Origin of the sequence: Pseudomonas graminis (assembly GCF_013201545.1) — a bacterium.
GTDB lineage: Bacteria > Pseudomonadota > Gammaproteobacteria > Pseudomonadales > Pseudomonadaceae > Aquipseudomonas.
Window position 1 is genome coordinate 179,322 of record NZ_CP053746.1, and the last position, 21,990, is coordinate 201,311.

Consider the following 21,990-nt stretch of genomic DNA (forward strand, 5'->3'; position numbering starts at 1 on the left):
AAGACGTCGGTACATCCAATAAATTTTCAGCGGCTGGAATGGCGTCTTTGCGAGCAAGCTCGCTCCCACATGTACGGTTTTTGCCATGCGCCCAAGTCAGGATGCCTGTTGCTGCATCAATCGCACATCAGCGCCCATGTCACCAGCACCAACGTTTCGAGCAGTTCGAGCATCGCGCCGGCGGTGTCGCCGGTGCTGCCGCCCAAACGTCGCATCATCACCCGGCGCAGCCAGAAGAACCCACCCGCTGCCACCACCAGCACCCACGCCGCCGGACCGCCACCGATGAGCACGCAGACCACCGCCACCGCCGCCAGCATCCGCACGCCCGTCTTGCGCGGCAGATGATCGGCCAGCGCCTGGCCCAGCCCGCCGGCGCGCACATAGGGCGTGTTCAGAAACAGCGCCAGCATCGCCGCGCGGCCGATCACCGGCGCCAGCAGCAGGCCAACACCATTGTGGGTTCCAATCAACGCCACGACCGCGCTGTACTTCAACAGCAACACCACCACCAGGGCGACCACGGCAATCGGGCCGCTCCGGGGGTCTTTCATGATCGTCAGCGTACGTTCGCGGTCGCCGAATCCACCGAGCCAGGCATCCGCACTATCAGCGAGGCCGTCCAGGTGCAGCCCTCCGCTGAGTATCACCCAGGCCGCCAGCAGCAAGACGGCATGCAACAGTGTCGGCGCGCCGTCGAGCAGATGATCCATCGCCATCAACAGTACGCCGAACAGCAATCCGACCAGCGGGTAAAACAGCAGCGAGCGCCCCGACTCCTGGGGCGTCGGCATGCCCGGCAGGCGAATCGGCAAACTGCTGAGGAACTGCAAGGCAATCCAGAACGGCAGCATTTAAACCTCCGTCAACTCGCCGTTGGCCTGCACATGGAGACTGAACATACCGCCATGAGCCACCGTGACCTGCAGCAATTGCTCGCGAGGCAGACCGCGGGCGCGAGCCAGCAAGAGACGCATCACCCCGCCATGACTGATCAGCAGAACGCGCTGACCCTCACACGCCCGCTGCAACCGCTCAACGGCGGCCAACACGCGGGTGGCAAATGCCTGGACCGGCTCGCCGTTGGGCGGCGTAAACCCGTACGGGTCCTCCCAGAAGCGTCCCAACCCGACGGCGTCGGTTTCCATCAATTGCGCGGGGCTCTGCCCTTCCCAGTCACCAAAGTGCAATTCCTGAAGATCGACTTCCAACTCCACGGGCAAGCCCAGTCGCTCGGCCAGTTCGTCGGCGAAGCGCGCGCAGCGTTGCAGGGGCGAGCTGACGATGCGGTCCCAGGGGCCACGACCAACCACTGCCGCGCGCATCTGCTGCCAGCCGGTGTCAGTCAGCGCGTCATCGATGCTGCCGCGCAGGCCGCCGCCGAATTCGGTTTCGCCGTGGCGCAGCAGGTCCAGATGCAAGGTCATGCCGGGCGGTCTGCCACCGCGGCCTCGGCGAAGGTCGCCATGCCGTTGTGCAACTCGCAGGTCAGACGCAACAACGGCACCGCGAGCGCCGCGCCGCTGCCTTCGCCCAGACGCAATCCAAGGTCCAGCAACGGCTCGGCCTGCAGCGCGTCCAGCACCAGACGATGGCCCGGCTCGGCGCCACGGTGGCCGAAGAACAGCCACTCCCGACAGGACGGATTGATACCCACCGCCACCAGCGCCGCCACGGAACAGATAAAGCCATCGACCAGCGCAGCGATGCCCTCTTGCGCGCAGGCCAGGTACGCACCGACCAGCGCCGCGACTTCAAAACCACCGAGGGCGCGCAGACTGTCCAGCGCATCATCGACAGCATCGGCATGCAGCCGCAGGGCCCGCTCGATCACTTGCGCCTTGTGGTTCACCCCCTCGGCATCCAGACCGGTGCCGGGGCCGACCAGCGAGGTGGCCGGACAGTCGAGCAAGGCGCAGGCCAGCGCAGTGGCGACGGTGGTGTTGCCGATGCCCATTTCCCCGCCGATGAACAGCTCGGCGCCCGACGCCTTGGCGCGCAACACGCTGTCGCGACCGCCTTCAAGGGCAGCATGCAGCTGCGCCTCAGTCATCGCCGGGCCGTGGGCAAAGTTCGCGGTGCCCGGACCGAGGTTGAGGTGACGCACGCCCGGCAGATCCAGCGGCGCAACGGTGCCCAGATCGACCACGTCCAGTTGCGCGGACAATTGCCGGGCCAGCACGCTGATTGCCGCGCCGCCCATGATGAAGTTGTGCAGCATCTGCCCGGTCACTTCCTGGGGGTACGCCGAAACCCCTTCAGCGACCACGCCGTGATCGCCGGCAAAAATCGCGATCCAGACCTCATCGACCTTCGGCTTCAGGCGACCCTGCAGGCCAGCCAGCTGAACCGCAACGTCTTCCAGCCGGCCCAGAGAGCCGGTCGGTTTTGTCAGTTGCTGCTGACGGGCCAGCGCGTGGTCGCGGCTGGCTTGATCGACGTCACGGGCAGGCGCGAGCCACCAGGCGTTACTCATAGTGCGGGTCCTTTGAGGATCATGGGCAGTCCGGCAACGGTAAACACCACGCGATGGCAGCGTTCGGCCAGCGCCTGATGCAGCCAGCCGGCTTCATCGACATAACGACGGGTCAGCTCACCGAGTGGCACGACGCCGAGCCCGGTTTCGTTGCTGACAAAAATGATGTCGCCCGGCAGTTCAGCCAGGCCGTCGAGCAAGGCTTCGCGCTCTTCAGCCAGGCGCTGCGGATGGTCCAGCATCAACAGATTGGTCAGCCACAGGGTCAGGCAATCCACCAACAGGCAGCGGCCCTCCCCGGCGTTTTCCCGGAGCACGCGGGCCAGCTCGATGGGTTCTTCGATCAACCCCCATTGCGCCGGACGACGCTGGCGGTGCAAGGCGACACGCTGGTTCATTTCACCGTCAAGCGGCTGGCTGGTGGCGATGTAGATGACGTCGAGGCCGCTTTCGCTGGCCTGCTTTTCCGCCAGCCGACTTTTACCGGAGCGCGCCCCGCCGAGGATCAATTGCAGCATCAAGGTTGCTCCAGGCCGCAGAGTTCACGCAGCAGTGTGCCGTCCAGGTGGGTTTCCACCAGATCGGCCAGGCGCTCGATGTCGCGTTCGCGCAGGGCGTGGTAATCGACCGACTGCACGTTCTGCAGCCCGGCCCAACGCAGCAAGGCGCTGCTCGACGCCGGGTTCTCGAACAGCCCGTGCAGGTACGTGCCGAGCACTTGGCCGTCCGGGCTGCGCGCGCCATCGCAGCGACCGTCGGCGAGCTGGACCAACGGACGTTCCAGCGCCGCGCCGGTGGTCACGCCCGCATGAATCTCATAGCCGATGACGTCGGCGTCTTCGAGGGTCAAGCGACCAGAGACGTTGCGCAGTTGCTTCTCTTCTTCGAGCACCGTGCTCAGGGCCAGCAGCCCCAATCCCGGACTGGAACCGGCGGCGCCTTCAAGCCCCAGCGGGTCATGCAGCTGCTCGCCGAGCATTTGCAGGCCACCGCAGATGCCCAGCACTTTGCCGCCGTAACGCAGGTGGCGGCCAATGGCAGTGTCCCAGCCATTGGCGCGCAGATAGGCAAGATCGCTGCGCACGCTTTTCGAGCCGGGCAGGATAATCAGATCAGCCCCGGGAATCGCCTGCCCCGGCCCGACGAATCGCAGATTCACCTGGGGATGCAGGCGCAGCGGGTCGAAATCGGTGTGGTTACTGATGCGCGGCAGGACCGGCACGATGACGTTAAGCACCTGCTCGGCCTTGTCGATCTGTCGCTGGTCGAGGCCGTCTTCGGCTTCAAGGTGCAGGTCCATCACGTAGGGCAGCACGCCCACCACCGGTTTGCCAGTGCGCTGTTCAAGCCAGTCGAGGCCCGGCTGAAGCAGCGCGATGTCACCGCGAAAACGATTGATGATGAAGCCTTTGACCCGCGCCTGTTCGCTGGGCGAAAGCAATTCCAGCGTGCCGACCAGATGGGCAAACACCCCGCCGCGATTGATGTCCGCCACCAGCAGCACCGGGCAATCCACCGCCTCGGCAAAGCCCATGTTGGCGATATCGCCGGCGCGCAGGTTGATCTCCGCCGGCGACCCGGCGCCTTCGACCATCACGACCGGCCAGCCTTCGCTGAGACGGCGATGGGAGGCGAGTACGGCCTGCATCGCGATGGCTTTGTAATCGTGGTACGCGACGGCGTTCATGGTGGTCACGGCGCGACCGTGAATGATCACTTGGGCGCCGGTGTCGCTGTTGGGTTTGAGCAGCACCGGGTTCATGTCGGTGTGGGGCTCGAGGCCACAGGCCTGGGCTTGGACCGCCTGCGCGCGGCCGATCTCACCGCCGTCGGCAGTCACTGCGCTGTTCAGCGCCATGTTCTGCGGCTTGAACGGCACGGTGCGCACACCCTGACGGGTCAGCCAGCGGCACAGCGCCGTCACCAGCGTGCTTTTGCCGGCGTCGGAGGTGGTGCCCTGCACCATCAGGGTTTTGCCGAGGGTCATGAGCGCTCCCGGGAAAATTCGCTGAGCGCCTGCTCCAGACGTTGCCAGTCGGCTTCTTCGCGGGGCAGGCCGAAACGCAGGCTGCTGTTGTGAGTAAAGATGCGCAGGAGGATGCCCCGCTGCGCGCAAAACTCGTAAAGTTCTTCCGCCAGCGGCGTGATCAGCCACTGGAACAGCGCGCAGCCGCCCTTGGGCGCAAAGCCGTGCCGATTGAGCACGTCGACCAGACGCTGACTGGCTTGCTCGGTGCGCTGGCGCTGACGTTGATGGCCGGCCACGTCGTTGAGACAGGCCTGACCGATGATCCGCGTGGGTCCGCTGACCGACCAGGGGCCGATCTGCCGCGCCATGACTTTGAGAAACCGCGGCTCCGCCAGCACAAAGCCCAGGCGCACGCCGGCCAGCCCGAAAAACTTGCCGAACGAGCGCAACACGATCAGGCCCGCGCGCTGGGTGTACGCCGCCAGGCTCAACTCCGGCGTGTTGTCCATGAACGCTTCGTCCACCACCAGCCAGGCGCCGCGCTGGGCCAGACGGGCGTGCCATTCCAGCAGGCGTTCGGGCGGCAGGCTCAGGCCGGTGGGGTTGTTCGGGTTGACCACGACGAGCACATCAAGGGTGTCGATGAACCGCTCCACTTCGTGCTCCAGCACCTCGCGCACCAGAAAGCCGGTGTGGCGCCAGGCCTCGGCGTGTTCGGCGTAGCACGGTGACAGTACGCCGACCTTGCCCGCCTGACGCAGACGCGGCAGCGCCTGGATCGCCGCCTGCGAGCCGGCCACGGGCAGCACGTCCGTGGCGCCGTAATAGCGGCGGGCGGCGGCTTCCAGACCGTCATCGGTTTCCGGCAGGCGCGCCCAAGCCGCTTCAGGAATCGCCGGGATCGGCCACGACCACGGCGAAATCCCGCTGGACAGGTCAAGCCAGCTCGATTTTTCAATGCCATATTTCAGGACTGCGCCACGCAATCGGCCGCCATGTTCAAGCATAGAATTCTGTCCCCAGACACAAGATCAGCAACCACAGCCACACGCCGCGCTGCACCAGTTGCCAACCGCGATCAATGGAATTCGCGTCCGCCGGGACACCTTCGCCCAGGGTCGCGCGCTCATGCAGCTCGCCGTGATAAATCGCCGCACCACCCAGTTCGACGCCCAACGCACCGGCGCCGGCGGCCATCACCGGACCTGCGTTGGGGCTGTCCCACTTCGGTGCCTGGGTGCGCCAGCAGCGCAGGGCCAGTCGGGTGTTGCCCAACAGCGCGTAGGTCAACGCCACCAGGCGGGCCGGAATGTAGTTGAGCAGGTCGTCGATTTTCGCCGCCGCCCAGCCGAAGCGTTCGAAGCGCTCGTTGCGATAGCCCCACATGGCGTCGAGGGTGTTGCTCAGGCGATAGAGCACGACGCCCGGCGCACCCAGCACGACGAACCAGAAGATTGCCGCGAACACCGCGTCGCTGCCGTTTTCCAGCACCGATTCCGTGGCCGCGCGGGCCACTTCGGTGCTGTCCAGTTCGGACGTCTGGCGACTGACCAGATAGCCGACCCGTCGGCGTGCTTCGTCCAGATCATCGCTGCGCAGCGCCTGGGCGACCGGCTCGACGTGCTCACCCAGACTGCGCAAACCCAACGCGCAATAAAGCGCCAGGACTTCCACCAGCCAGCCAATCAACGGCAGCCAGCTGAGCAGCGTGGCGATCAGGGTCAGGGGAATCACGGCGATGAACCATGCGGTCACGCCATGGCTGCGCCAGCCCCGGCCGGCGGCATTCAGGCGCTGTTCGATGCGCTTGGCAAAGCGGCCGAACGCCACCAGCGGGTGGTTCCGTTTTGGCTCGCCGAGCAACGCGTCCAGCGCGACCCCGGCGACGCTCAATAACGCCACGCTCATGCAATCACTCCCCATGTGTTCTCGTAGACCAGTTCTTGCAGCGCGCGCGGCTGCGCCCAGCCCTCCAGCACCAGCATCGGCGCCGGGTAGAACTCCTTGACGGGACCCAGGCACAGAATTGCCAGGGGTTTTGAACCGGTTGGCATCTTCAGCAGATCGGCCAGGGCCAGGGGGTCGAACAGCGATACCCAGCCCATCCCGAGGCCTTCGGCACGCGCCGCCAGCCAGAGGTTCTGGATCGCGCATGACAGCGACGCCATGTCCATTTCCGGCAAGGTGCGACGGCCGAAGATGTGTTTGTCGCGGTCGTCCATCAGCGCGGCGACCAATACCTCGGCGCAGTCGCTGATGCCCTCGACCTTCAGCTTCATGAAATCGTCAGAGCGCTCGCCGAGGGCTTCGGCAGTGCGAATACGCTCCTCCTCCACCTGCGCCTGAATCTGCCCACGCAATGCCGGGTCGGTGATCCGCAGGAAGCGCCACGGCTGCATCAATCCGACGCTCGGCGCGTGGTGCGCGGCTTCGAGCAGGCGGGCCAGCAACTCGGGCGCGACCGTGCCGCCGCAGAAGTGGCGCATGTCGCGACGCTCGGCGATGGCACGGTAAACGGCGGCGCGTTCGGGATCGGTGAAGGTGTGGTCAGTCATGGGAGCGGGCTCATGGCAAAAACAGCGCCGCCATCGCCTGGGGATTCGAGGGGAAGTAAAAGTGCACGTACGACGCGGTCATGCGCCCTTCGCGGTACACCGCCTCGGCGCCGCGCCCGCCATTGGGGCTGAGGCCGCGGGCGATAGGGGTCAGTTCGGTGCTGGTCAGGGAGTGGTGATAGGTGTGACCACGCAGGGTGCCTTCCGGCAATTCGACCGATTGCAGGGCCAGGGCTGCCAGACGCTTTTGCATCACGGCTTCACCCTTGAGCAAGCCCACCCCTTCGGCGCGCTGGCCGTCGACATCGGTCAGGGCATCGAGCAGGTACAACATGCCGCCGCATTCGGCGAGCAAGGGTTTGCCGGCGGCGTGGTGCGCGCGAATCGCGGCGAGCATGCTGTGGTTTTGCGCCAGCGCGGTGTGATGCAATTCCGGGTAGCCACCGGGCAGATACAGGCTGTCGGCGTTGGGTAATTGGCGGTCGCGGATCGGCGAGAAGAAGGACAGTTCTGCGCCCATCTCCCGAAGCAGGTCCAGGCTGGCGCCGTAGAAAAACGCGAACGCCTCGTCGTGGGCGATGGCAATTTTCACGCCGGCCAACAGCGGTTCAGCCGGCACGAACTCGGGTGCAGTAAAAGTCACGGCCGGCGGCAAGGTGGCGTCGCAGGTGCTGCCCAGCGCGGTGGCGGCAGCGTCGAGGCGCATGTCCAGGTCGTTCAGTTCGCTCGCCTGAACCAGCCCGAGGTGCCTGCTCGGCAGCTCAATGCCGGTCTCCCGCGACAGCGCGCCGTACCAGCGCAGGCCTTCGGTCAGACTGCCTTCCAGCAACTGCGCATGGCGCACCGTACCGACGCGATTGGCCAGCACGCCGGCGAACGGCAGATCCGGCTGATAGCGCGCCAGACCCAGCGCCAGTGCGCCGAAGGTCTGGGCCATGGCGGTGCCGTCAATCACGCCCAGCACCGGCACGCCGAAACGCCGCGCCAGGTCGGCGCTGGAGGGCGTGCCGTCGAACAGGCCCATGACGCCTTCGATGAGGATCAGGTCGGCATCGGCAGCGGCTTCCCATAACAGGCGCCGACTTTCGTCCTCGCCGATCATCCACATGTCCAGTTGGTACACCGGATGGCCGCTGGCGCGTTCAAGAATCATCGGGTCGAGAAAGTCCGGCCCACATTTGAACACGCGCACCTTGCGCCCCTGATTACGGTGCAAACGGGCCAGTGCGGCAGTGACGGTGGTTTTGCCCTGGCCGGAGGCCGGCGCTGCGATCAGCACTGCCGGGCAGTGCCGGGGTTGACGCTCACTCACAGTTCGATGCCTTTCTGGGCCTTGATGCCGGCTTGAAAGGCATGCTTGACCACGCCGATTTCGGACACGGTGTCGGACAGGTCGATCAATTCCTGCTTCGCCCCGCGACCGGTGACGATCACGTGCTGCATCGGCGGGCGCGCCTGTAGATCGCTCAGCACCTGCTCCAGGTCCAGGTATCCGTGCTTGAGGGCGATGTTCAGCTCATCGAGCACGACCATACCGATGGAGGCGTCCTTGAGCATCTCCCGGGTCACGGCCCAGGCGGCTTCGGCGGCGGCGATGTCACGCTGGCGGTCCTGGGTTTCCCAGGTGAAGCCCTCGCCCATCACGTGGTAACGCACTTGTTCAGGGAAGCGGCGGAAGAACAGCTCTTCGCCGGTGCTGTGGCGGCCTTTGATGAACTGAACGACGCCGCACTGCATGCCGTGGCCCATGGCGCGGGCGAGCATGCCGAACGCCGAACTGCTCTTGCCTTTGCCGTTGCCGGTCAGCACCAACAGCAATCCGCATTCATTCGGCGCGCTGGAAATGCGCTCGTCCATCACCGCCTTTTTGCGCAGCATGCGCGCCAGGTGGCGTTCGTCACGTTCAGGGGATTCGCTCATCTCAGCTCTCCGCTTGAGGGCAGGTGTGGCAGACGGAGGGCACGGGCAAAGACTGTCAGCAGGCACCGGACAAGGCCGGCCTGCAGCAGAGCATCGCCCTCCGTGATGCTGTTCGATGGATCAGGCCGGTCTCCGGACTCATGAGTTGCCACGAGCGTGGCAGGCCATGCGCCTTCCCATGTTCAGCGAACACAGTGGCATCGTGCGTGGCCCAGACTCATTTACCGTTGCGGAGGCAGCGCCGGAATTGATCGCACGAGCAATCGCACCGGCTTCCCTGTTTCACCCTGTGGACCAACGAAGTCCCGGGCACCTGAAACATGGCGCGAAGGTTAGAGGGTTGACTGGGGAGCGTCAATCGAACCGTGGGCAGAGCGCCCACGGGTTTACGGGATTTCGCCCTGAAATGCACAGGTGTTCATGCAGCAACAGCCCATGAACACATTGCCTCAGAAGCGACTATTGCCTGGCGAGGTTCGATGGCTGGATAACGCGTTTGGCGTTCAGCCAGGCTTTTTGCCAATAGGGCTTGTCGAGGCTGTCGAGTTTGACCGTGCCGCCGGTGGCCGGCGCGTGGACGAACCTTCCTTCTCCAACGTAGATGCCGGCGTGGCTGACATTCGAACCGCCGCTGGTGGCGAAGAACACCAGATCACCGGTCTGCAGCTGACTGCGATCGATGTCTGGACCGCGCAGGGTGATCATATCCCGCGTCGACCGCGGCAAGGTGATCCCTGCCGCATCGTGGTAGACGTAGCCGATCAGGCCACTGCAATCGAAACCCGAATCAGGCGTGTTGCCGCCCCAGCGATAAGGCGTGCCAACGAGGCCGATCGCGCGCAACAGGACATCGTCGGCGAGCGGTGAAGAAAACTGGGGAGGAGCGGAAACCACAGGCCGGTAGACGACCTTGCGCGGAGCGGGCGGTGGCGTGCTGGAACACGCGGCCAGCAGCACAGCCAGAGAGGCAACCATCAGGCGAACCGTTAACGACATAAACACGACAACCTGTGCGGGGTGCAGCTTACTTTGCCGAGAGCCGGGGTTGCGCGCAAGAGGGTCGAACCCTTTGCGCGCCCGGAATTAACGGTGTTGGCGCTTGATGGTAGTCGAAGTCATCGCGGTGGTGGTTTCAGGTACCGATGAGGGTGCCATGGCCAGTGCCCGTTTGGCTTCGATGAAGGTCTTGGCCCAGTAGGCATCGTCGAGGCTGTCGACGCGGACGCCACCGCTGCGGCGGCTGCTGGAGTGGATGAACTGGTCATCACCCAGGTAGATGCCCGCATGGCTGACACGACCGCGACCGGCGGTGCTGAAGAACAGCAGATCGCCCGGCTTGAGGTCATTGCGCTTGATGAGGGGGGCATCGATATTGATCATTTCGCGGGAAGACCGCGGCAGGCTCATGCCCGCCTCTTCACGGAAAAGGTAACCGATGAAACCGCTGCAGTCGAAACCGGAGGTGGTCGACGTGCCGCCAAAGCGATAGCGAGTGCCTATCAAGGATTTGCCGCGTTCGAGGATGCTGTCAGCCAGAACGGGCAAGCGGTACGGCTTGTTGTCGGCAAACTGAGCGAGCTCGTCTTCGGTGGCGACTTCGTCATCCAGTACGGAAGAGGCGTAGTCGACGCGCTTGGTAGCGGATTGAGCAGTGGCAGAGTCCCGGAACTGGGGGCTTTGCGACTGTTGTTGCGACGTCGGCATCTGGGCCGCGCAGCCGAACAACAGCGTTACGAGTGCGAGAGGCACGAGGGGTGCGAAGCGGTTTAGCATGTGCACGACCGTGGCTGAAGTGTAAAGAAGCCGAGACTATGCCCTCTATCGTACCCATTTGCAAATTCAATCGAAACAAATGTGACTTACGATGTCGTCCATCACTTCTAAGGCTCTACACCTCAGAAACGCATCCATGTGCGCGGAATGATCGGTTGGCGAGGGGTTTATCTCGGCAGTAAAGCCTCCCATCACCCGAGCGCGCAGCATTGGCTCATGAATGTACGGGAAGCTGGCGGTGGTTCCGATGCTGAGCACAGCGTCAAAGCCTTTTGCCATCTCCCTCTCAAGCACGTTCAGTGCCAACTCTGGCAACATCTCCCCAAACAACACCACCGATGGCCGCAGAACGTCAGTACAGCGGGGACACAGCGGTGGCAATGACCGGTTGAGATGTTCGCTCAACTGCGGATCCTCGGCGCCACAAGATTGACAGTAGAGCGGCGCCAACTGGCCGTGAATCTCGATCAGCCTTTCCGGTGGACTGCCTGCGGCGCGATGGTAGCCGTCGACGTTTTGCGTCAACACCCAGCATTCCGGCTTGCGTCGCTGCAATTCAGCGATGGCGTAGTGCGCCGCATTGGGACGCCCGCCCAGGCAAGCGCTGCCCAATTGTGCGATGTACTTCCAGCACAGCGCGGGATCACGACGCAGCATCGGGCCGGACAAGGCCATTTCGATGGGCAGGCCGTCGTCGGTCTCGCCGTTATACAGTCCACCGACACCGCGATAGGTTGGCAGACCCGAATCAGCCGAGAGGCCGGCGCCGGTGATGATCAGAATACGGGTGGCGTGGCGCAAGGCCGCTGCGGTTTGCAGCACCAGGGCCGGATCGATCACGGACGCGCTTACCAACCGAGGGTTTCTTTGAGGAAAGGAATGGTCAGCTTGCGCTGGGCCTGGAGAGAGGCTTGATCGAGCTGTTCAAGCAGGTCGAACAGCGCGCTCATGCTGCGCTTGCCGCGGGTAAGGATGAAATGCCCCACCTCATCGGTCAGGTGCAGCCCCCGGCGGGACGCGCGCAATTGCAGGGCGCGGAGTTTTTCTTCGTCGGACAACAGGCGCATCTGGAACACTAGCGCCATGGTCAGCCGTGATTTCAGGTCCGCCAGCTTGACCGGCAGCTCCCGAGGCGAGCATGAAGCGGCGATGAGCAAGCGTCGGCCACTGTCGCGCAGGCGGTTGAACAGGTGGAACAATGCCTCTTCCCATTCAGGCTTGCCGACCACCGCCTGCAAGTCATCGAGGCACACCAGTTCGTACTGCTCCAGATGATCGAACAGGCCGATGCCTTGATCGAGCAACTCGGCCATCGGCAGGTAAACCGCCGGCTCGCCCATCTGTTCGAAACGCAGGCAGGCGGCCTGCAGCAGATGCGTGCGCCCTACCCCGTTCTTGCCCCACAGATAAATCAGACTTTCTGTCCAGCCAGCCTCGGCTTCGCACAGCCGCTCGACATAGCCGAGTGCAGCGGCATTGGCGCCTGGATAGTAATTGATGAAGGTGGCGTCATCACGCAGACGCACACTCAGGGGCAGCTGAACTGGTTTCATGCTGGCTGAACGGTTCGAGACGAACCGCCAAATGGCCTCTGTGAAAAGTGCGCAAAGTCTATACCCGCAGGGCTGGCCGCACAATGCGGCAGACCGCCAGCAAAATCAAAGGCTTGCGTAGGTCACTGGTATCACTGGGGAATACGGGCAAAACCCGCCGAGAAAGGAGGCGCGCGGTGAGCACCGCGCGCCGGTACGCATCCTGATTCGCGGGAATCAGAGATCCGGGTCGTCCAGACCGCCGTAGATATCCGAATCCTTGTACAGGTCATGAACGTGGCGCACCAACACCATGATCACCGCCGCCACCGGCAGCGCCAGAAGGATGCCGGTGAAGCCGAACAGCTCGCCGCCCGCCAGAATCGCGAAGATCACCGCGACCGGGTGCAGGCCAATGCGGTCGCCTACCAGCAATGGCGTCAGCACCATGCCTTCCAGCGCCTGACCGACCATGAACACTGCGACGATGCCCAGCATCGGGTACAGGTCGCCGCCGAACTGGAAGAAACCCGCCAGAATCGCCGAGCCGATGCCGATCACGAAACCCATGTACGGCACGATGGCCGCCAGGCCGGCGATGACACCGATCAACAGCCCCAGCTCCAGCCCGACCAGCATCAGCCCGGCGGCGTAGATCACGCCCAGCGCGACCATCACCAGCAACTGACCACGAATGAACGCGCCCAAGACCTCATGGCACTCGTCCGCCAGGGCGACGATCTTCTTCTCGCGGTGACGCGGCAACAGGCTGCGGACCTTGGCGGTCATCACGTCGTAGTCACGCAGCAGGTAGAAGCAGACCACCGGGATCAGCACCAGATTGGTCAGCCAGCCGATCAGCGCCAGGGTCGAGGTGGTGGCCTGGGACAGGACGATGCCGACGATGTCGCCAGTCTGACCCATGTGCTCCGAGATCGCTGCCTTGACCTTGTCGAACTTCCAGAACCCGTCGGCCAGGCCCAGCTTGGCCTGCGTCCACGGCATGGCGGTGTGCTGCAGCCAGTCGAGAATCTGCGGCGCCAGTTCGTACAGGCGATAAAGCTGCTTGGCCAGCATCGGCACCAGCACCAACAGCAGTCCCATGAAAATCAGGGTGAACAACAGGAACACCGTCACCACACTCATGGTGCGGGACATTTTCAGCTTTTCCAGCCGGTCTGCCAGCGGATCGCCCATGTACGCCAGCAGCAAAGCCACGAGGAACGGCGTCAGAATCGAATGCAGCAGCCAGACGAACAAACAGACCAGGACAACCCCGCCCAGCCAGAACCAACGACGCGTATCAGTCATTACTGCCTCTTTCCCCAAGATGATGTGCTTTGCGCAACGTCGTTATGAACCTGTTCACCAACGGAAGTGCAATGCGCTGTCGGAAACAGCAGGCGGCTGCGGTGCTGCCGGCGTGCCGTCCGCAGCAACGGGCGCGGCGGTGACCGGCGCGCTGGCGAGTTCACTGGCCGGCACTTCCTGCAACTTCGCCAGCGACAGTTGGGACCGCAACTGATCGGGGCTGCCGCTGACGTCGAAAGCGACGCGATCACCGTCGGCTGATTTCAGGCGGCCACCGAACGGTTCGAGCAGGCGCAACAGCTGCGCATAGCGTTCAAGATTCATGCCCTGCACATCCAGCACCATGCCGGTCGACGCACCCGGCTTGACCACGAAACGCGGCGCCAGACGCTGGCTCACCGCCAACAGCACCGCGTCGGCCAGGTCAGCCGAACTCGCGCCGCTGGCGCTGCCCTGCTCCATCTTGTCGCCCAGCCACAGGTGCCATTTGCCCTGCCACTGGCCGCCGTTTTCCTGCGCGTGTACCGCCAGAATCGCGTCAGAGCCGTAACGCTCGGAAGCCTCTTTGAGCGGGCCGACGTCGTTGCCGTCGAGGGTCTTGGCGTTGCCGATGCCTTGTTCACCCAGATCGGCCAGCGGCAGACGCAACGGCAGACCGCGATGCTGGGCGGCGCGGCGCAGAGGTTCGGCAGAGGCTTGGCCGTCACCGACCAGATTGGCACCGTCAGTCGCGTCGTTCAGCCACCAGGCCATGATCACCGGGCGGTTGGAGCCCCACAACGACAGCCCGGCCTGACGCATCGCACGTTCGGTGCTCGCCGGGTCGAAGTCGACCTGCAGGGTCTCGGGTGGGCCGGCGTCATAACCGTACTGGCTGATAATTTGCTGAGGGTCCTTGCGCACCTCGGCAAGGCCGCCGTTCTGCACCGCCTTGGGGTCGCCGGTCAGGCGGATGACCAGGGTTTCCAGCGCGGCCTGGGTGGCACGGGTTTTCTCGTCCGGGGTCTGGCCGCTGACGGGCTCGCGCACCTGATAAAGCGTGTTCACCGTCTCGGCGAGCGCCGGCAGACTCATCAATGAGAGGCAACCCACGAACAGGCAGTTTTTTAGGCGCATGAATGAAGGTGGACGCATGAAGGATTCCCGCTGGGTAAAAAAGGCAACGCTATAAATAGCTGCATAAACTTGAATGAACCGACTCAGACCGCAGGTGCAGCCGAATCGCTCACTCAGGCGCCAACGTTACACCGGATCCTTGCGGCGACGAACGGGTGCGGCAGGATAAACCCGGTTATTTTTTCTTCACGGTCGTCCTGCCCGTCGGCCCAAGGATGGCCGCTTGCGCCCAACCCTGATAAAATCGCGCGCCTTCGCAGACCGGCGATGACAAGGCCCCGCGTCGTTGCCACTCGGTCGTTACCCCGAATCCCCCCCTTAAAGGCCTGGATCATGAGCAAGCAACCCTCCCTGAGCTACAAAGACGCCGGTGTAGACATCGACGCCGGTGAAGCGCTGGTCGAACGCATCAAGAGCGTCGCCAAGCGCACCAAGCGCCCGGAAGTGATGGGCGGCCTCGGGGGCTTCGGCGCTCTGTGCGAAATCCCGGCCGGCTACAAGCAGCCTGTGCTGGTCAGCGGCACCGACGGCGTCGGCACCAAGCTGCGTCTGGCACTGAATCTCAACAAACACGACACCATCGGCATCGACCTGGTGGCCATGTGCGTCAACGATCTGGTGGTCTGCGGTGCTGAGCCGCTGTTCTTCCTCGACTACTACGCCACCGGCAAGCTGAACGTCGACACCGCCGCCCAAGTGGTCACCGGCATCGGCGCGGGCTGCGAGCTGGCCGGCTGCTCCCTGGTCGGCGGCGAAACCGCTGAAATGCCCGGCATGTACGAAGGCGAAGACTACGACCTGGCCGGTTTCTGCGTCGGCGTCGTGGAAAAAGCCGAGATCATCGACGGCTCCAAGGTTGCTGCAGGCGACGCACTGATCGCGCTCCCCTCTTCCGGTCCGCACTCCAACGGTTACTCGCTGATCCGCAAGATCATCGAAGTGTCGGGTGCCGACATCGACACCATCCAGCTCGACGGCAAGCCCCTGACCGAACTGCTGATGGCGCCGACCCGCATTTACGTCAAGCAACTGCTCAAGCTGATCAAAGACACCGGCGCGGTAAAAGCCATGGCCCATATCACCGGCGGCGGCTTGCTGGATAACATTCCGCGCGTGCTGCCTGAAGGCGCACAGGCCATCGTCGACGTGGCGAGCTGGACCCGCCCGGCGGTGTTTGACTGGCTGCAGGAAAATGGCAACGTGGATGAGCACGAAATGCACCGCGTGCTGAACTGCGGCGTTGGCATGGTCATCTGTGTTGCCCAGGAACACGTTGAAGTCTCGCTGAACGCCCTGCGTGAAGCCGGCGAGCAGCCGTGGGTCATCGGCCAGATCGGCACCGCTGCCGAAGGCGCTGCACAAGTCGAGCTGAAGAACGTCAAGGCTCATTAATGCCTGACATGCCCCAACCCTGTGACGTGGTGGTGCTGCTGTCCGGCACCGGCGGTAACCTGCAGGCGATGATCGACAGCTTTCAGGACAGCGCGAGCCCTGCGCGCATCCGTGCGGTGATTTCCAACCGCGCCGATGCCTTCGGGCTCGAGCGGGCCGCCCGCGCCGGGATCGACACTCGCGTGCTCGATCACACCGGCTACGAAGGTCGCGAGGCCTTCGATGCGGCGCTGATCGAAGCCATCGATTCATTTCAGCCGTCGCTGGTCGTGCTCGCCGGGTTCATGCGCATCCTCACGCCCGGGTTCGTGCGCCATTACCATGGCCGCCTGCTGAACATTCACCCTTCCCTGCTTCCGCTGTATAAAGGCTTGCACACCCATCAACGGGCGCTCGACGCCGGCGATGCCGAGCATGGCTGCAGCGTGCACTTTGTCACCGAGGAACTCGATGGGGGGCCTCTGGTCGTACAGGCAGTTGTTTCTGTAGAGTTGCACGACACGCCCGCCACGCTGGCACAGAGGGTTCACGCCCAGGAACACCTGATATATCCCCTGGCCATTCGCTGGTTCGCCGAAGGACGCTTGACCCTCGACGAACACGGCGCCTCACTGGACGGCCAGGGCCTAGGGCCCAGCGGCCACTTGATCCGACATTAGGAGATATTATGCGTCGCGCTTTGCTCTTCGCTTTCGCTCTGTTCGCACTTCCCGCAGTCAACGCGGCCGACCTTCAACCTTTCTCCGCCAGCTACACCGCTGACTGGAAACAACTCCCCATGAGCGGCGGCAGCGCCAGCCGCAGCCTCGAAAAGAACGCCAACGGCACCTGGACCCTGAACTTCAAGGCATCGATGATGATCGCCAGCCTGACCGAAGTCAGCACGATCAAGGTCGACAAGGATCAGTTGCTGCCGCAGACCTACCACTTCGAACGTGGCGGCCTGGGCAAGAGCAAGACGGTCGATCTGGTATTCGACTGGCCCACCAAATTCATCACCGGCTCGGACCGTGGCGACGCGGTGAAAATCCCGCTGAATGCCGGCGTTCTCGACAAGTCCACCTACCAGCTCGCGCTGCAGCATGACGTGGCGGCGGGCAAAAAGAGCATGTCGTATCAGGTGGTCGATGGTGACGAGATCGACACCTATGACTTCCGCGTCCTGGGCACTGAAAAGGTCGAGACCAAAGTCGGTTCGGTCGACGCCATCAAGGTCGAACGCGTGCGTGATCCAACGCAGAACAAACGCATCACCGTGATGTGGTTCGCCAAGGACTACGACTACCTGCTGGTTCGCCTGCAACAGGTTGAAACCGACGGCAAGGAATACAACATCATGCTGCAGGACGGCACGGTGAACGGTAAGTCGGTTAAAGGCAGTTAATACACGCTACCGAGGAGCGCACTACGAAAAAACCCGCCTCCATGGCGGGTTTTTTCTTGGCGCCGAGAGACACATGGGCCTACATGAAAGATTCTTCATGGCCCTCAACCGGGTGTGACAAAACGCCACACTCCCTTCGAATACAAGCATTTAGCGCACTGTTACGGATTCGGTAAATAACTGTTGCCGGATGAGCACATTTACTTAGCTGGCTACCAAAAACTATAAAGAAGGCCTGCGACGTCCTGCCGCAGATATCCAAGAGTCAGGAGTTTGCACTATGACCGTAACTGTTACTGAACGCGACGACGCCCATATCTCCCACGAGACCATCGCCGATGGCATCCAGATCTGGGATGTACGCCAACAAGACCAGCTGGTAGGGATGTTTCATTACGAATCGGACGCACAGCGTTACGCAGCAGAACTAGCCGAGCAAGAAGCGAAGCTTCAGGCCAGTCATTCGTAATTTCGGAATCGCAGCAAAACAAAACCCGCCTCTCGGCGGGTTTTGTCGTTTACCAGAGGTCCGCCTTTCACGATGCCCCCAGCGCAACCCTTTCATACAGACATTGCGAACTAGGTGGGAGTGAGCTTGCTCACGAAAGCGGTACTGCACCCTCTGAAGATTTAGCTCATGCCCCTTCGCGAGCAAGCTCGCTCCCACAGCAAAGAATCACCACATCAGATCATCAGGGATCTTGTACGCGGCATAAGGATCATCGCCATCCGGCTCTTCGGTGGGGGCGCTGAGCATGACAATGCGGCGCGGATCGCGCTCTTGCACCTTGAGGGCCGCTTCCCGGGGGATCACCTCGTAAGTACCGCCGTGGTGCACGATGGCCAGCGCGCCGCTGCTCAGCTTGCTGCGCATCAGAGGGTTGACCGACAGGCGCTTGACCTTCTTGTCGTCGACGAAGTTGTAGTAGTCCTCGGTGGTCAGCTTCGGCAGGCGCGTGGCTTCGATCAGTTGCTTGACCTGGGCGGCACGGGCTTTCTGCTCGATTTTTTCCTGCTGCTGACGGTTCAACTCCTGGTCTCGTTTGGCCTTCTCGGCCATCGCTTCCTGGGCCGCGCGCTGGCTGGTGTCATCCGCCACTGCCTGGCCCTTGTGCACCAGGCGCTGCTCCTTCTGCTTGCTCTTGCTGGCCTGCTTGGCTTGCTTCTCATTGACCAGTCCGGCTTTCAGCAACTGGTCACGAAGGGAAATACCCGCCATCTGTCTTCTCTCTCTAAATAGTCAACTCAACCGCAGTTGGGCGTGATCTTTTCCTGACGCTTGGCTTCGCCCCAGAGCGCATCCATCTCTTCGAGGCTGCAATCTTCGATGGGGCGCCGGGTGTCGCGCAAGGTCTGTTCGATAAATCTGAAACGCCGCTCGAATTTGGCATTGGCGGCGCGCAGGGCATTTTCCGGGTCAACCTTAAGGTGCCGGGCCAGATTGACCGCGGCAAACAGCAGATCGCCGACCTCTTCGGTGATGGCAGCGCTGTCGTTGTCGGCCATGGCCTCGAGGACTTCGTCGAGTTCCTCGCGCACGTTGTCGACCACCGGCAACGCATCAGGCCAGTCGAAACCGACCCGGGAGGCCCGCTTCTGCAACTTCGCCGCCCGCGACAGCGCAGGCAATACGGCCGGCACATCATCGAGCAGGGAAAGCTGCTCAGGGGCGCTGGCCTTTTCCGCGCGCTCCTCGGCCTTGATCTGATCCCAGCGCTGCTTGACCTGCTCTTCGCTGAGGCGCGGCGTTTCAAGCGGCGCGTACAGATCGCCGGTCGGGAACACGTGGGGATGGCGGCGAATCAGTTTGCGGGTGATGCCGTCGACCACACCGTCAAACTCGAAGCGCCCTTCTTCCCGCGCCAGCTGGCAGTAATACACCACCTGAAACAGCAAATCGCCGAGCTCGCCGCGCAGGTCATCAAAGTCACCGCGTTCGATGGCGTCGGCCACTTCGTAGGCTTCTTCGAGGGTGTGCGGGACGATGCTCGCGTAATTCTGCTTCACGTCCCACGGGCAACCGAATTGCGGATCGCGCAAGCGGGCCATGAGGTTGAGGAGGTCTTGGAGGCTATACATGAGGGGTCCCTTTGGTCACAGCTTCAAGCGGCAAGCCACAAGCTTCAAGCCGTGCGCGTACAGCTTGCAGCTTGTGGCTTGCCGCTTGTAGCTTGCAGCTACGCCTCACGGCGTTCTGTTACGCCGCGTTTCGATGATGTTCGGCAGTTGCGAGATGCGCCCCAGCAGCCGGCCCAGCGCGTCCAGGCCCGGGATCTCGATGGTCAGCGACATCAGCGCGGTGTTGTCTTCCTTGTTCGAGCGGGTGTTGACCGCCAGGACGTTGATGCGCTCGTTGAGCAGAATCTGCGAGACGTCACGCAGCAGCCCCGAGCGGTCGTAGGCGCGGATGATGATGTCCACCGGATAGGTGAGCACCGGCACCGGGCCCCAGCTGACCTGAATGATGCGCTCGGGTTCGCGCCCGCCCAGTTGCAGCACCGAGGCGCAGTCCTGACGGTGAATGCTCACGCCGCGGCCTTGGGTGATGTAACCGACGATGGCATCGCCCGGCAGCGGCTGGCAGCAGCCGGCCATCTGCGTCATCAGGTTGCCGACGCCCTGGATCTGGATGTCGCCGCGCTTGCCCGGCTTGTAACCAGTGGCCTTGCGCGGAATCAGCTCCAACTGCTCGTTGCCGCGTTCCGGCTCGACCAGTTGCTGGGCCAGATTCACCAGCTGCGCAATGCGCAGGTCGCCGGCACCGAGGGCCGCGAACATGTCTTCGGGCATCTTCATGTTGGCCTTCTCGGCCAGCTTGTCGAAGTCCACTTGCGGCAGCGCCAGACGCGCCAGCTCGCGCTCCAGCAACACCTTGCCGGCGGCGACGTTCTGGTCGCGCGCCTGCAGCTTGTACCAGTGCACGATCTTCGCCCGCGCCCGAGACGTGGTGATGTAACCGAGGTTCGAGTTCAGCCAGTCGCGGCTCGGCGTGCCGTGCTTGCTGGTGATGATCTCGACCTGCTCGCCGGTCTGCAGGCTGTAGTTGAGCGGCACGATGCGCCCGTTGATCTTCGCGCCACGGCAGTTGTGGCCGATCTCGGTGTGCACGCGGTAGGCGAAGTCCAGCGGCGTCGCCCCCTTGGGCAGGTCGATCGCGTGGCCGTCCGGGGTAAACACGTAAACGCGGTCGGGTTCGATGTCGACGCGCAGCTGTTCCGCCAGCCCGCCGATGTCGCCCAGCTCTTCATGCCACTCGAGCACCTGACGCAGCCAGGAGATTTTCTCTTCGTAATGATTGGAGCCGGATTTGACGTCGGTGCCTTTGTATTTCCAGTGGGCGCAGACGCCCAGCTCGGCCTCTTCGTGCATGGCGTGGGTGCGGATCTGCACTTCCAGCACCTTGCCCTCCGGACCGATCACTGCCGTGTGCAGCGAGCGATAGCCGTTTTCCTTCGGATTCGCGATGTAGTCGTCGAATTCCTTGGGAATGTGCCGCCACAAAGTGTGGACAATGCCGAGGGCGGTGTAGCAATCGCGCATCTCCGGCACCAGCACACGAACGGCGCGAACGTCGTAGATCTGGCTGAATTCCAGGCCTTTGCGCTGCATCTTTCGCCAGATCGAATAAATGTGCTTGGCCCGGCCGCTGATGTCGGCCGTCACGCCAGTGGCCAGCAGCTCGTTCTCAAGCTGTGACATCACGTCGGTAATGAAGCGCTCGCGATCAAGGCGGCGTTCGTGCAGCAGCTTGGCGATCTGCTTGTACTGCTCGGGCTCCAGGTAACGGAAGGACAGGTCCTCCAGCTCCCATTTGATGTGACCGATGCCCAGTCTGTGGGCCAGCGGCGCGTAGATGTCGAAGACTTCCCGGGCGACGCGGTTGCGCTTTTCATCGTCGGTGTTCTTCACCGCCCGGATGGCGCACGTACGCTCGGCCAGCTTGATCAACGCGACGCGCACGTCGTCGACCATGGCCACCAGCATCTTGCGCAGGTTTTCGACCTGGGCCTGAGTGCCGAGCACCAGGGACTGACGCGGACTGAGACTGGCGCTGATCGCCGCCATGCGCAGCACGCCGTCGATAAGTTTGGCGACGGTGGGGCCAAAGCGCTGGTTCACGTCGGGCAGCGAGATCTTGCCTTCGCGCACGCCGCGATAAATCACGGCGGCAACGAGGGAGTCCTGATCGAGCTTGAGGTCGGCCAGGATTTCAGCGATTTCCAGGCCCGTCTGAAAACTCGACGTGCCCTCCGCCCAGAGGTTCTTGGCGGCGTTGTCCTGTTGCTCGGCGTGCCGGGCAAATTCACAGGCCTCTTTGAGGGCCTGTCGGTCCACTGCGAGGTCGACGCTGACCACGTGATCCAGCCACGCGTCGAGGTTGATACTGCCGTCTGTGTTGATCGGCTGGTGGGGTCTCACCTGTACCATGTTGCTTACCTTCCCTACGGCGCGATGAAATGCGCCTTCAGTCGCCGGCCTTCTTGAGCGCGTGCGCCTTGCGGGCCATGCAAGGTCGCGTACGCGCGGGCCAGTCGGATTAAACGAGACTCCGTGTAAGGCAT

General features: G+C 63.2%; 23 protein-coding genes and 1 riboswitch. Of the genes, 4 read left to right on the plus strand and 19 right to left on the minus strand.

The features are described 5' to 3' along the window. Positions 1-116: 116 nt before the first annotated feature. The 16 genes from FX982_RS00865 to FX982_RS00940 all read right to left on the minus strand — a co-directional run bounded on the left by FX982_RS00865 (position 117) and on the right by FX982_RS00940 (position 14,652). Positions 117-854, minus strand: coding sequence for an adenosylcobinamide-GDP ribazoletransferase (locus FX982_RS00865; RefSeq protein WP_172609286.1), 738 nt, complete (start codon positions 852-854; stop codon positions 117-119). Continuing rightward, on the minus strand, positions 855-1,427 hold the full coding sequence (gene cobC / locus FX982_RS00870) for an alpha-ribazole phosphatase family protein (RefSeq protein WP_172609287.1): 573 nt from the start codon (positions 1,425-1,427) through the stop codon (positions 855-857). After that, positions 1,424-2,476 (minus strand): nicotinate-nucleotide--dimethylbenzimidazole phosphoribosyltransferase, encoded by a 1,053-nt coding sequence (gene cobT, locus FX982_RS00875; protein WP_172609288.1) that lies wholly within the window; start codon positions 2,474-2,476, stop codon positions 1,424-1,426. The genes cobC and cobT overlap by 4 nt, the downstream gene beginning before the upstream one ends. Then, positions 2,473-2,994 (minus strand): bifunctional adenosylcobinamide kinase/adenosylcobinamide-phosphate guanylyltransferase, encoded by a 522-nt coding sequence (gene cobU, locus FX982_RS00880; RefSeq protein WP_172609289.1) that lies wholly within the window; start codon positions 2,992-2,994, stop codon positions 2,473-2,475. The genes cobT and cobU overlap by 4 nt, the downstream gene beginning before the upstream one ends. Then, positions 2,994-4,463 carry a cobyric acid synthase gene (locus FX982_RS00885; protein ID WP_172609290.1) on the minus strand — a complete coding sequence of 490 codons (1,470 nt, stop codon included), beginning with the start codon at positions 4,461-4,463 and terminating at the stop codon, positions 2,994-2,996. The genes cobU and FX982_RS00885 overlap by 1 nt, the downstream gene beginning before the upstream one ends. Then, complete coding sequence (cobD, locus tag FX982_RS00890) at positions 4,460-5,452, minus strand: threonine-phosphate decarboxylase CobD (protein WP_172609291.1); 993 nt, start codon at positions 5,450-5,452, stop codon at positions 4,460-4,462. Before cobD ends, FX982_RS00885 begins: the two co-directional genes overlap by 4 nt. Further along, positions 5,445-6,353, minus strand: coding sequence for an adenosylcobinamide-phosphate synthase CbiB (cbiB, locus tag FX982_RS00895; protein WP_172609292.1), 909 nt, complete (start codon positions 6,351-6,353; stop codon positions 5,445-5,447). The genes cobD and cbiB overlap by 8 nt, the downstream gene beginning before the upstream one ends. After that, positions 6,350-7,000, minus strand: coding sequence for a 5,6-dimethylbenzimidazole synthase (gene bluB, locus FX982_RS00900; protein WP_172609293.1), 651 nt, complete (start codon positions 6,998-7,000; stop codon positions 6,350-6,352). The genes cbiB and bluB overlap by 4 nt, the downstream gene beginning before the upstream one ends. Positions 7,001-7,010: 10 nt before the next feature. Then, positions 7,011-8,312, minus strand: coding sequence for a cobyrinate a,c-diamide synthase (locus FX982_RS00905; RefSeq protein WP_172609294.1), 1,302 nt, complete (start codon positions 8,310-8,312; stop codon positions 7,011-7,013). Then, entirely contained in the window at positions 8,309-8,920 is a 612-nt protein-coding gene (gene cobO / locus FX982_RS00910) for a cob(I)yrinic acid a,c-diamide adenosyltransferase (RefSeq protein WP_122535693.1), read from the minus strand. Before cobO ends, FX982_RS00905 begins: the two co-directional genes overlap by 4 nt. Before the next feature lie 106 nt (positions 8,921-9,026). Continuing rightward, positions 9,027-9,252: riboswitch (cobalamin riboswitch) on the minus strand. A gap of 127 nt (positions 9,253-9,379) precedes the next feature. Continuing rightward, positions 9,380-9,916, minus strand: coding sequence for a C40 family peptidase (locus FX982_RS00915; RefSeq protein ID WP_172609295.1), 537 nt, complete (start codon positions 9,914-9,916; stop codon positions 9,380-9,382). A gap of 87 nt (positions 9,917-10,003) precedes the next feature. Next, positions 10,004-10,693 (minus strand): C40 family peptidase, encoded by a 690-nt coding sequence (locus FX982_RS00920; RefSeq protein WP_254074867.1) that lies wholly within the window; start codon positions 10,691-10,693, stop codon positions 10,004-10,006. 66 nt (positions 10,694-10,759) lie between these two features. After that, positions 10,760-11,533, minus strand: coding sequence for an NAD-dependent deacylase (locus FX982_RS00925; RefSeq protein ID WP_172609296.1), 774 nt, complete (start codon positions 11,531-11,533; stop codon positions 10,760-10,762). Between the two features lie 8 nt (positions 11,534-11,541). Further along, positions 11,542-12,246: a DnaA regulatory inactivator Hda gene (hda, locus tag FX982_RS00930; RefSeq protein WP_074890952.1), complete on the minus strand. Its 705-nt coding sequence runs from the start codon at positions 12,244-12,246 to the stop codon at positions 11,542-11,544. A gap of 216 nt (positions 12,247-12,462) precedes the next feature. Continuing rightward, positions 12,463-13,536 (minus strand): AI-2E family transporter, encoded by a 1,074-nt coding sequence (locus FX982_RS00935; RefSeq protein ID WP_172609297.1) that lies wholly within the window; start codon positions 13,534-13,536, stop codon positions 12,463-12,465. A 54-nt stretch (positions 13,537-13,590) separates the two neighbouring features. Continuing rightward, positions 13,591-14,652 carry a DUF2066 domain-containing protein gene (locus FX982_RS00940; protein WP_172612948.1) on the minus strand — a complete coding sequence of 354 codons (1,062 nt, stop codon included), beginning with the start codon at positions 14,650-14,652 and terminating at the stop codon, positions 13,591-13,593. A 333-nt stretch (positions 14,653-14,985) separates the two neighbouring features. Between FX982_RS00940 and purM the strand changes: the two genes are divergently transcribed. The 4 genes from purM to FX982_RS00960 all read left to right on the plus strand — a co-directional run bounded on the left by purM (position 14,986) and on the right by FX982_RS00960 (position 17,897). Further along, entirely contained in the window at positions 14,986-16,044 is a 1,059-nt protein-coding gene (purM, locus tag FX982_RS00945; protein ID WP_122535699.1) for a phosphoribosylformylglycinamidine cyclo-ligase, read from the plus strand. Positions 16,045-16,052: 8 nt separating this feature from the next. Continuing rightward, complete coding sequence (purN, locus tag FX982_RS00950; RefSeq protein ID WP_122535768.1) at positions 16,053-16,703, plus strand: phosphoribosylglycinamide formyltransferase; 651 nt, start codon at positions 16,053-16,055, stop codon at positions 16,701-16,703. Positions 16,704-16,711: 8 nt separating this feature from the next. Continuing rightward, complete coding sequence (locus tag FX982_RS00955; protein WP_122535700.1) at positions 16,712-17,428, plus strand: DUF3108 domain-containing protein; 717 nt, start codon at positions 16,712-16,714, stop codon at positions 17,426-17,428. 280 nt (positions 17,429-17,708) lie between these two features. Then, entirely contained in the window at positions 17,709-17,897 is a 189-nt protein-coding gene (locus FX982_RS00960) for a hypothetical protein (RefSeq protein WP_172609298.1), read from the plus strand. A 207-nt stretch (positions 17,898-18,104) separates the two neighbouring features. Here the strand turns inward: FX982_RS00960 and FX982_RS00965 are convergent, their stop codons facing one another. The 3 genes from FX982_RS00965 to relA all read right to left on the minus strand — a co-directional run bounded on the left by FX982_RS00965 (position 18,105) and on the right by relA (position 21,856). Then, positions 18,105-18,647 carry a DUF2058 domain-containing protein gene (locus FX982_RS00965; RefSeq protein ID WP_122535702.1) on the minus strand — a complete coding sequence of 181 codons (543 nt, stop codon included), beginning with the start codon at positions 18,645-18,647 and terminating at the stop codon, positions 18,105-18,107. 26 nt (positions 18,648-18,673) lie between these two features. Then, entirely contained in the window at positions 18,674-19,507 is an 834-nt protein-coding gene (gene mazG, locus FX982_RS00970) for a nucleoside triphosphate pyrophosphohydrolase (protein ID WP_172609299.1), read from the minus strand. Between the two features lie 105 nt (positions 19,508-19,612). Continuing rightward, a complete protein-coding gene (relA, locus tag FX982_RS00975; protein ID WP_172609300.1) occupies positions 19,613-21,856 on the minus strand; it encodes a GTP diphosphokinase in 2,244 nt (747 codons plus the stop codon). Between the last annotated feature and the right edge of the window lie 134 nt (positions 21,857-21,990).

Coding starts and splice junctions, on each gene's coding strand:
- FX982_RS00885 (WP_172609290.1), bottom strand. CDS start 4,463: ATGACCCTCGGCAAAACCCTGATGGTGCAGGGCACCACCTCCGACGCC.
- mazG (WP_172609299.1), bottom strand. CDS start 19,507: ATGTATAGCCTCCAAGACCTCCTCAACCTCATGGCCCGCTTGCGCGAT.
- FX982_RS00865 (WP_172609286.1), bottom strand. CDS start 854: ATGCTGCCGTTCTGGATTGCCTTGCAGTTCCTCAGCAGTTTGCCGATT.
- FX982_RS00915 (WP_172609295.1), bottom strand. CDS start 9,916: ATGTCGTTAACGGTTCGCCTGATGGTTGCCTCTCTGGCTGTGCTGCTG.
- hda (WP_074890952.1), bottom strand. CDS start 12,246: ATGAAACCAGTTCAGCTGCCCCTGAGTGTGCGTCTGCGTGATGACGCC.
- cobO (WP_122535693.1), bottom strand. CDS start 8,920: ATGAGCGAATCCCCTGAACGTGACGAACGCCACCTGGCGCGCATGCTG.
- cbiB (WP_172609292.1), bottom strand. CDS start 6,353: ATGAGCGTGGCGTTATTGAGCGTCGCCGGGGTCGCGCTGGACGCGTTG.
- purN (WP_122535768.1), top strand. CDS start 16,053: ATGCCCCAACCCTGTGACGTGGTGGTGCTGCTGTCCGGCACCGGCGGT.
- cobC (WP_172609287.1), bottom strand. CDS start 1,427: ATGACCTTGCATCTGGACCTGCTGCGCCACGGCGAAACCGAATTCGGC.
- bluB (WP_172609293.1), bottom strand. CDS start 7,000: ATGACTGACCACACCTTCACCGATCCCGAACGCGCCGCCGTTTACCGT.
- FX982_RS00965 (WP_122535702.1), bottom strand. CDS start 18,647: ATGGCGGGTATTTCCCTTCGTGACCAGTTGCTGAAAGCCGGACTGGTC.
- cobT (WP_172609288.1), bottom strand. CDS start 2,476: ATGAGTAACGCCTGGTGGCTCGCGCCTGCCCGTGACGTCGATCAAGCC.
- purM (WP_122535699.1), top strand. CDS start 14,986: ATGAGCAAGCAACCCTCCCTGAGCTACAAAGACGCCGGTGTAGACATC.
- FX982_RS00955 (WP_122535700.1), top strand. CDS start 16,712: ATGCGTCGCGCTTTGCTCTTCGCTTTCGCTCTGTTCGCACTTCCCGCA.
- cobD (WP_172609291.1), bottom strand. CDS start 5,452: ATGCTTGAACATGGCGGCCGATTGCGTGGCGCAGTCCTGAAATATGGC.
- FX982_RS00935 (WP_172609297.1), bottom strand. CDS start 13,536: ATGACTGATACGCGTCGTTGGTTCTGGCTGGGCGGGGTTGTCCTGGTC.
- FX982_RS00960 (WP_172609298.1), top strand. CDS start 17,709: ATGACCGTAACTGTTACTGAACGCGACGACGCCCATATCTCCCACGAG.
- cobU (WP_172609289.1), bottom strand. CDS start 2,994: ATGCTGCAATTGATCCTCGGCGGGGCGCGCTCCGGTAAAAGTCGGCTG.
- FX982_RS00940 (WP_172612948.1), bottom strand. CDS start 14,652: ATGCGCCTAAAAAACTGCCTGTTCGTGGGTTGCCTCTCATTGATGAGT.
- FX982_RS00920 (WP_254074867.1), bottom strand. CDS start 10,693: ATGCTAAACCGCTTCGCACCCCTCGTGCCTCTCGCACTCGTAACGCTG.
- relA (WP_172609300.1), bottom strand. CDS start 21,856: ATGGTACAGGTGAGACCCCACCAGCCGATCAACACAGACGGCAGTATC.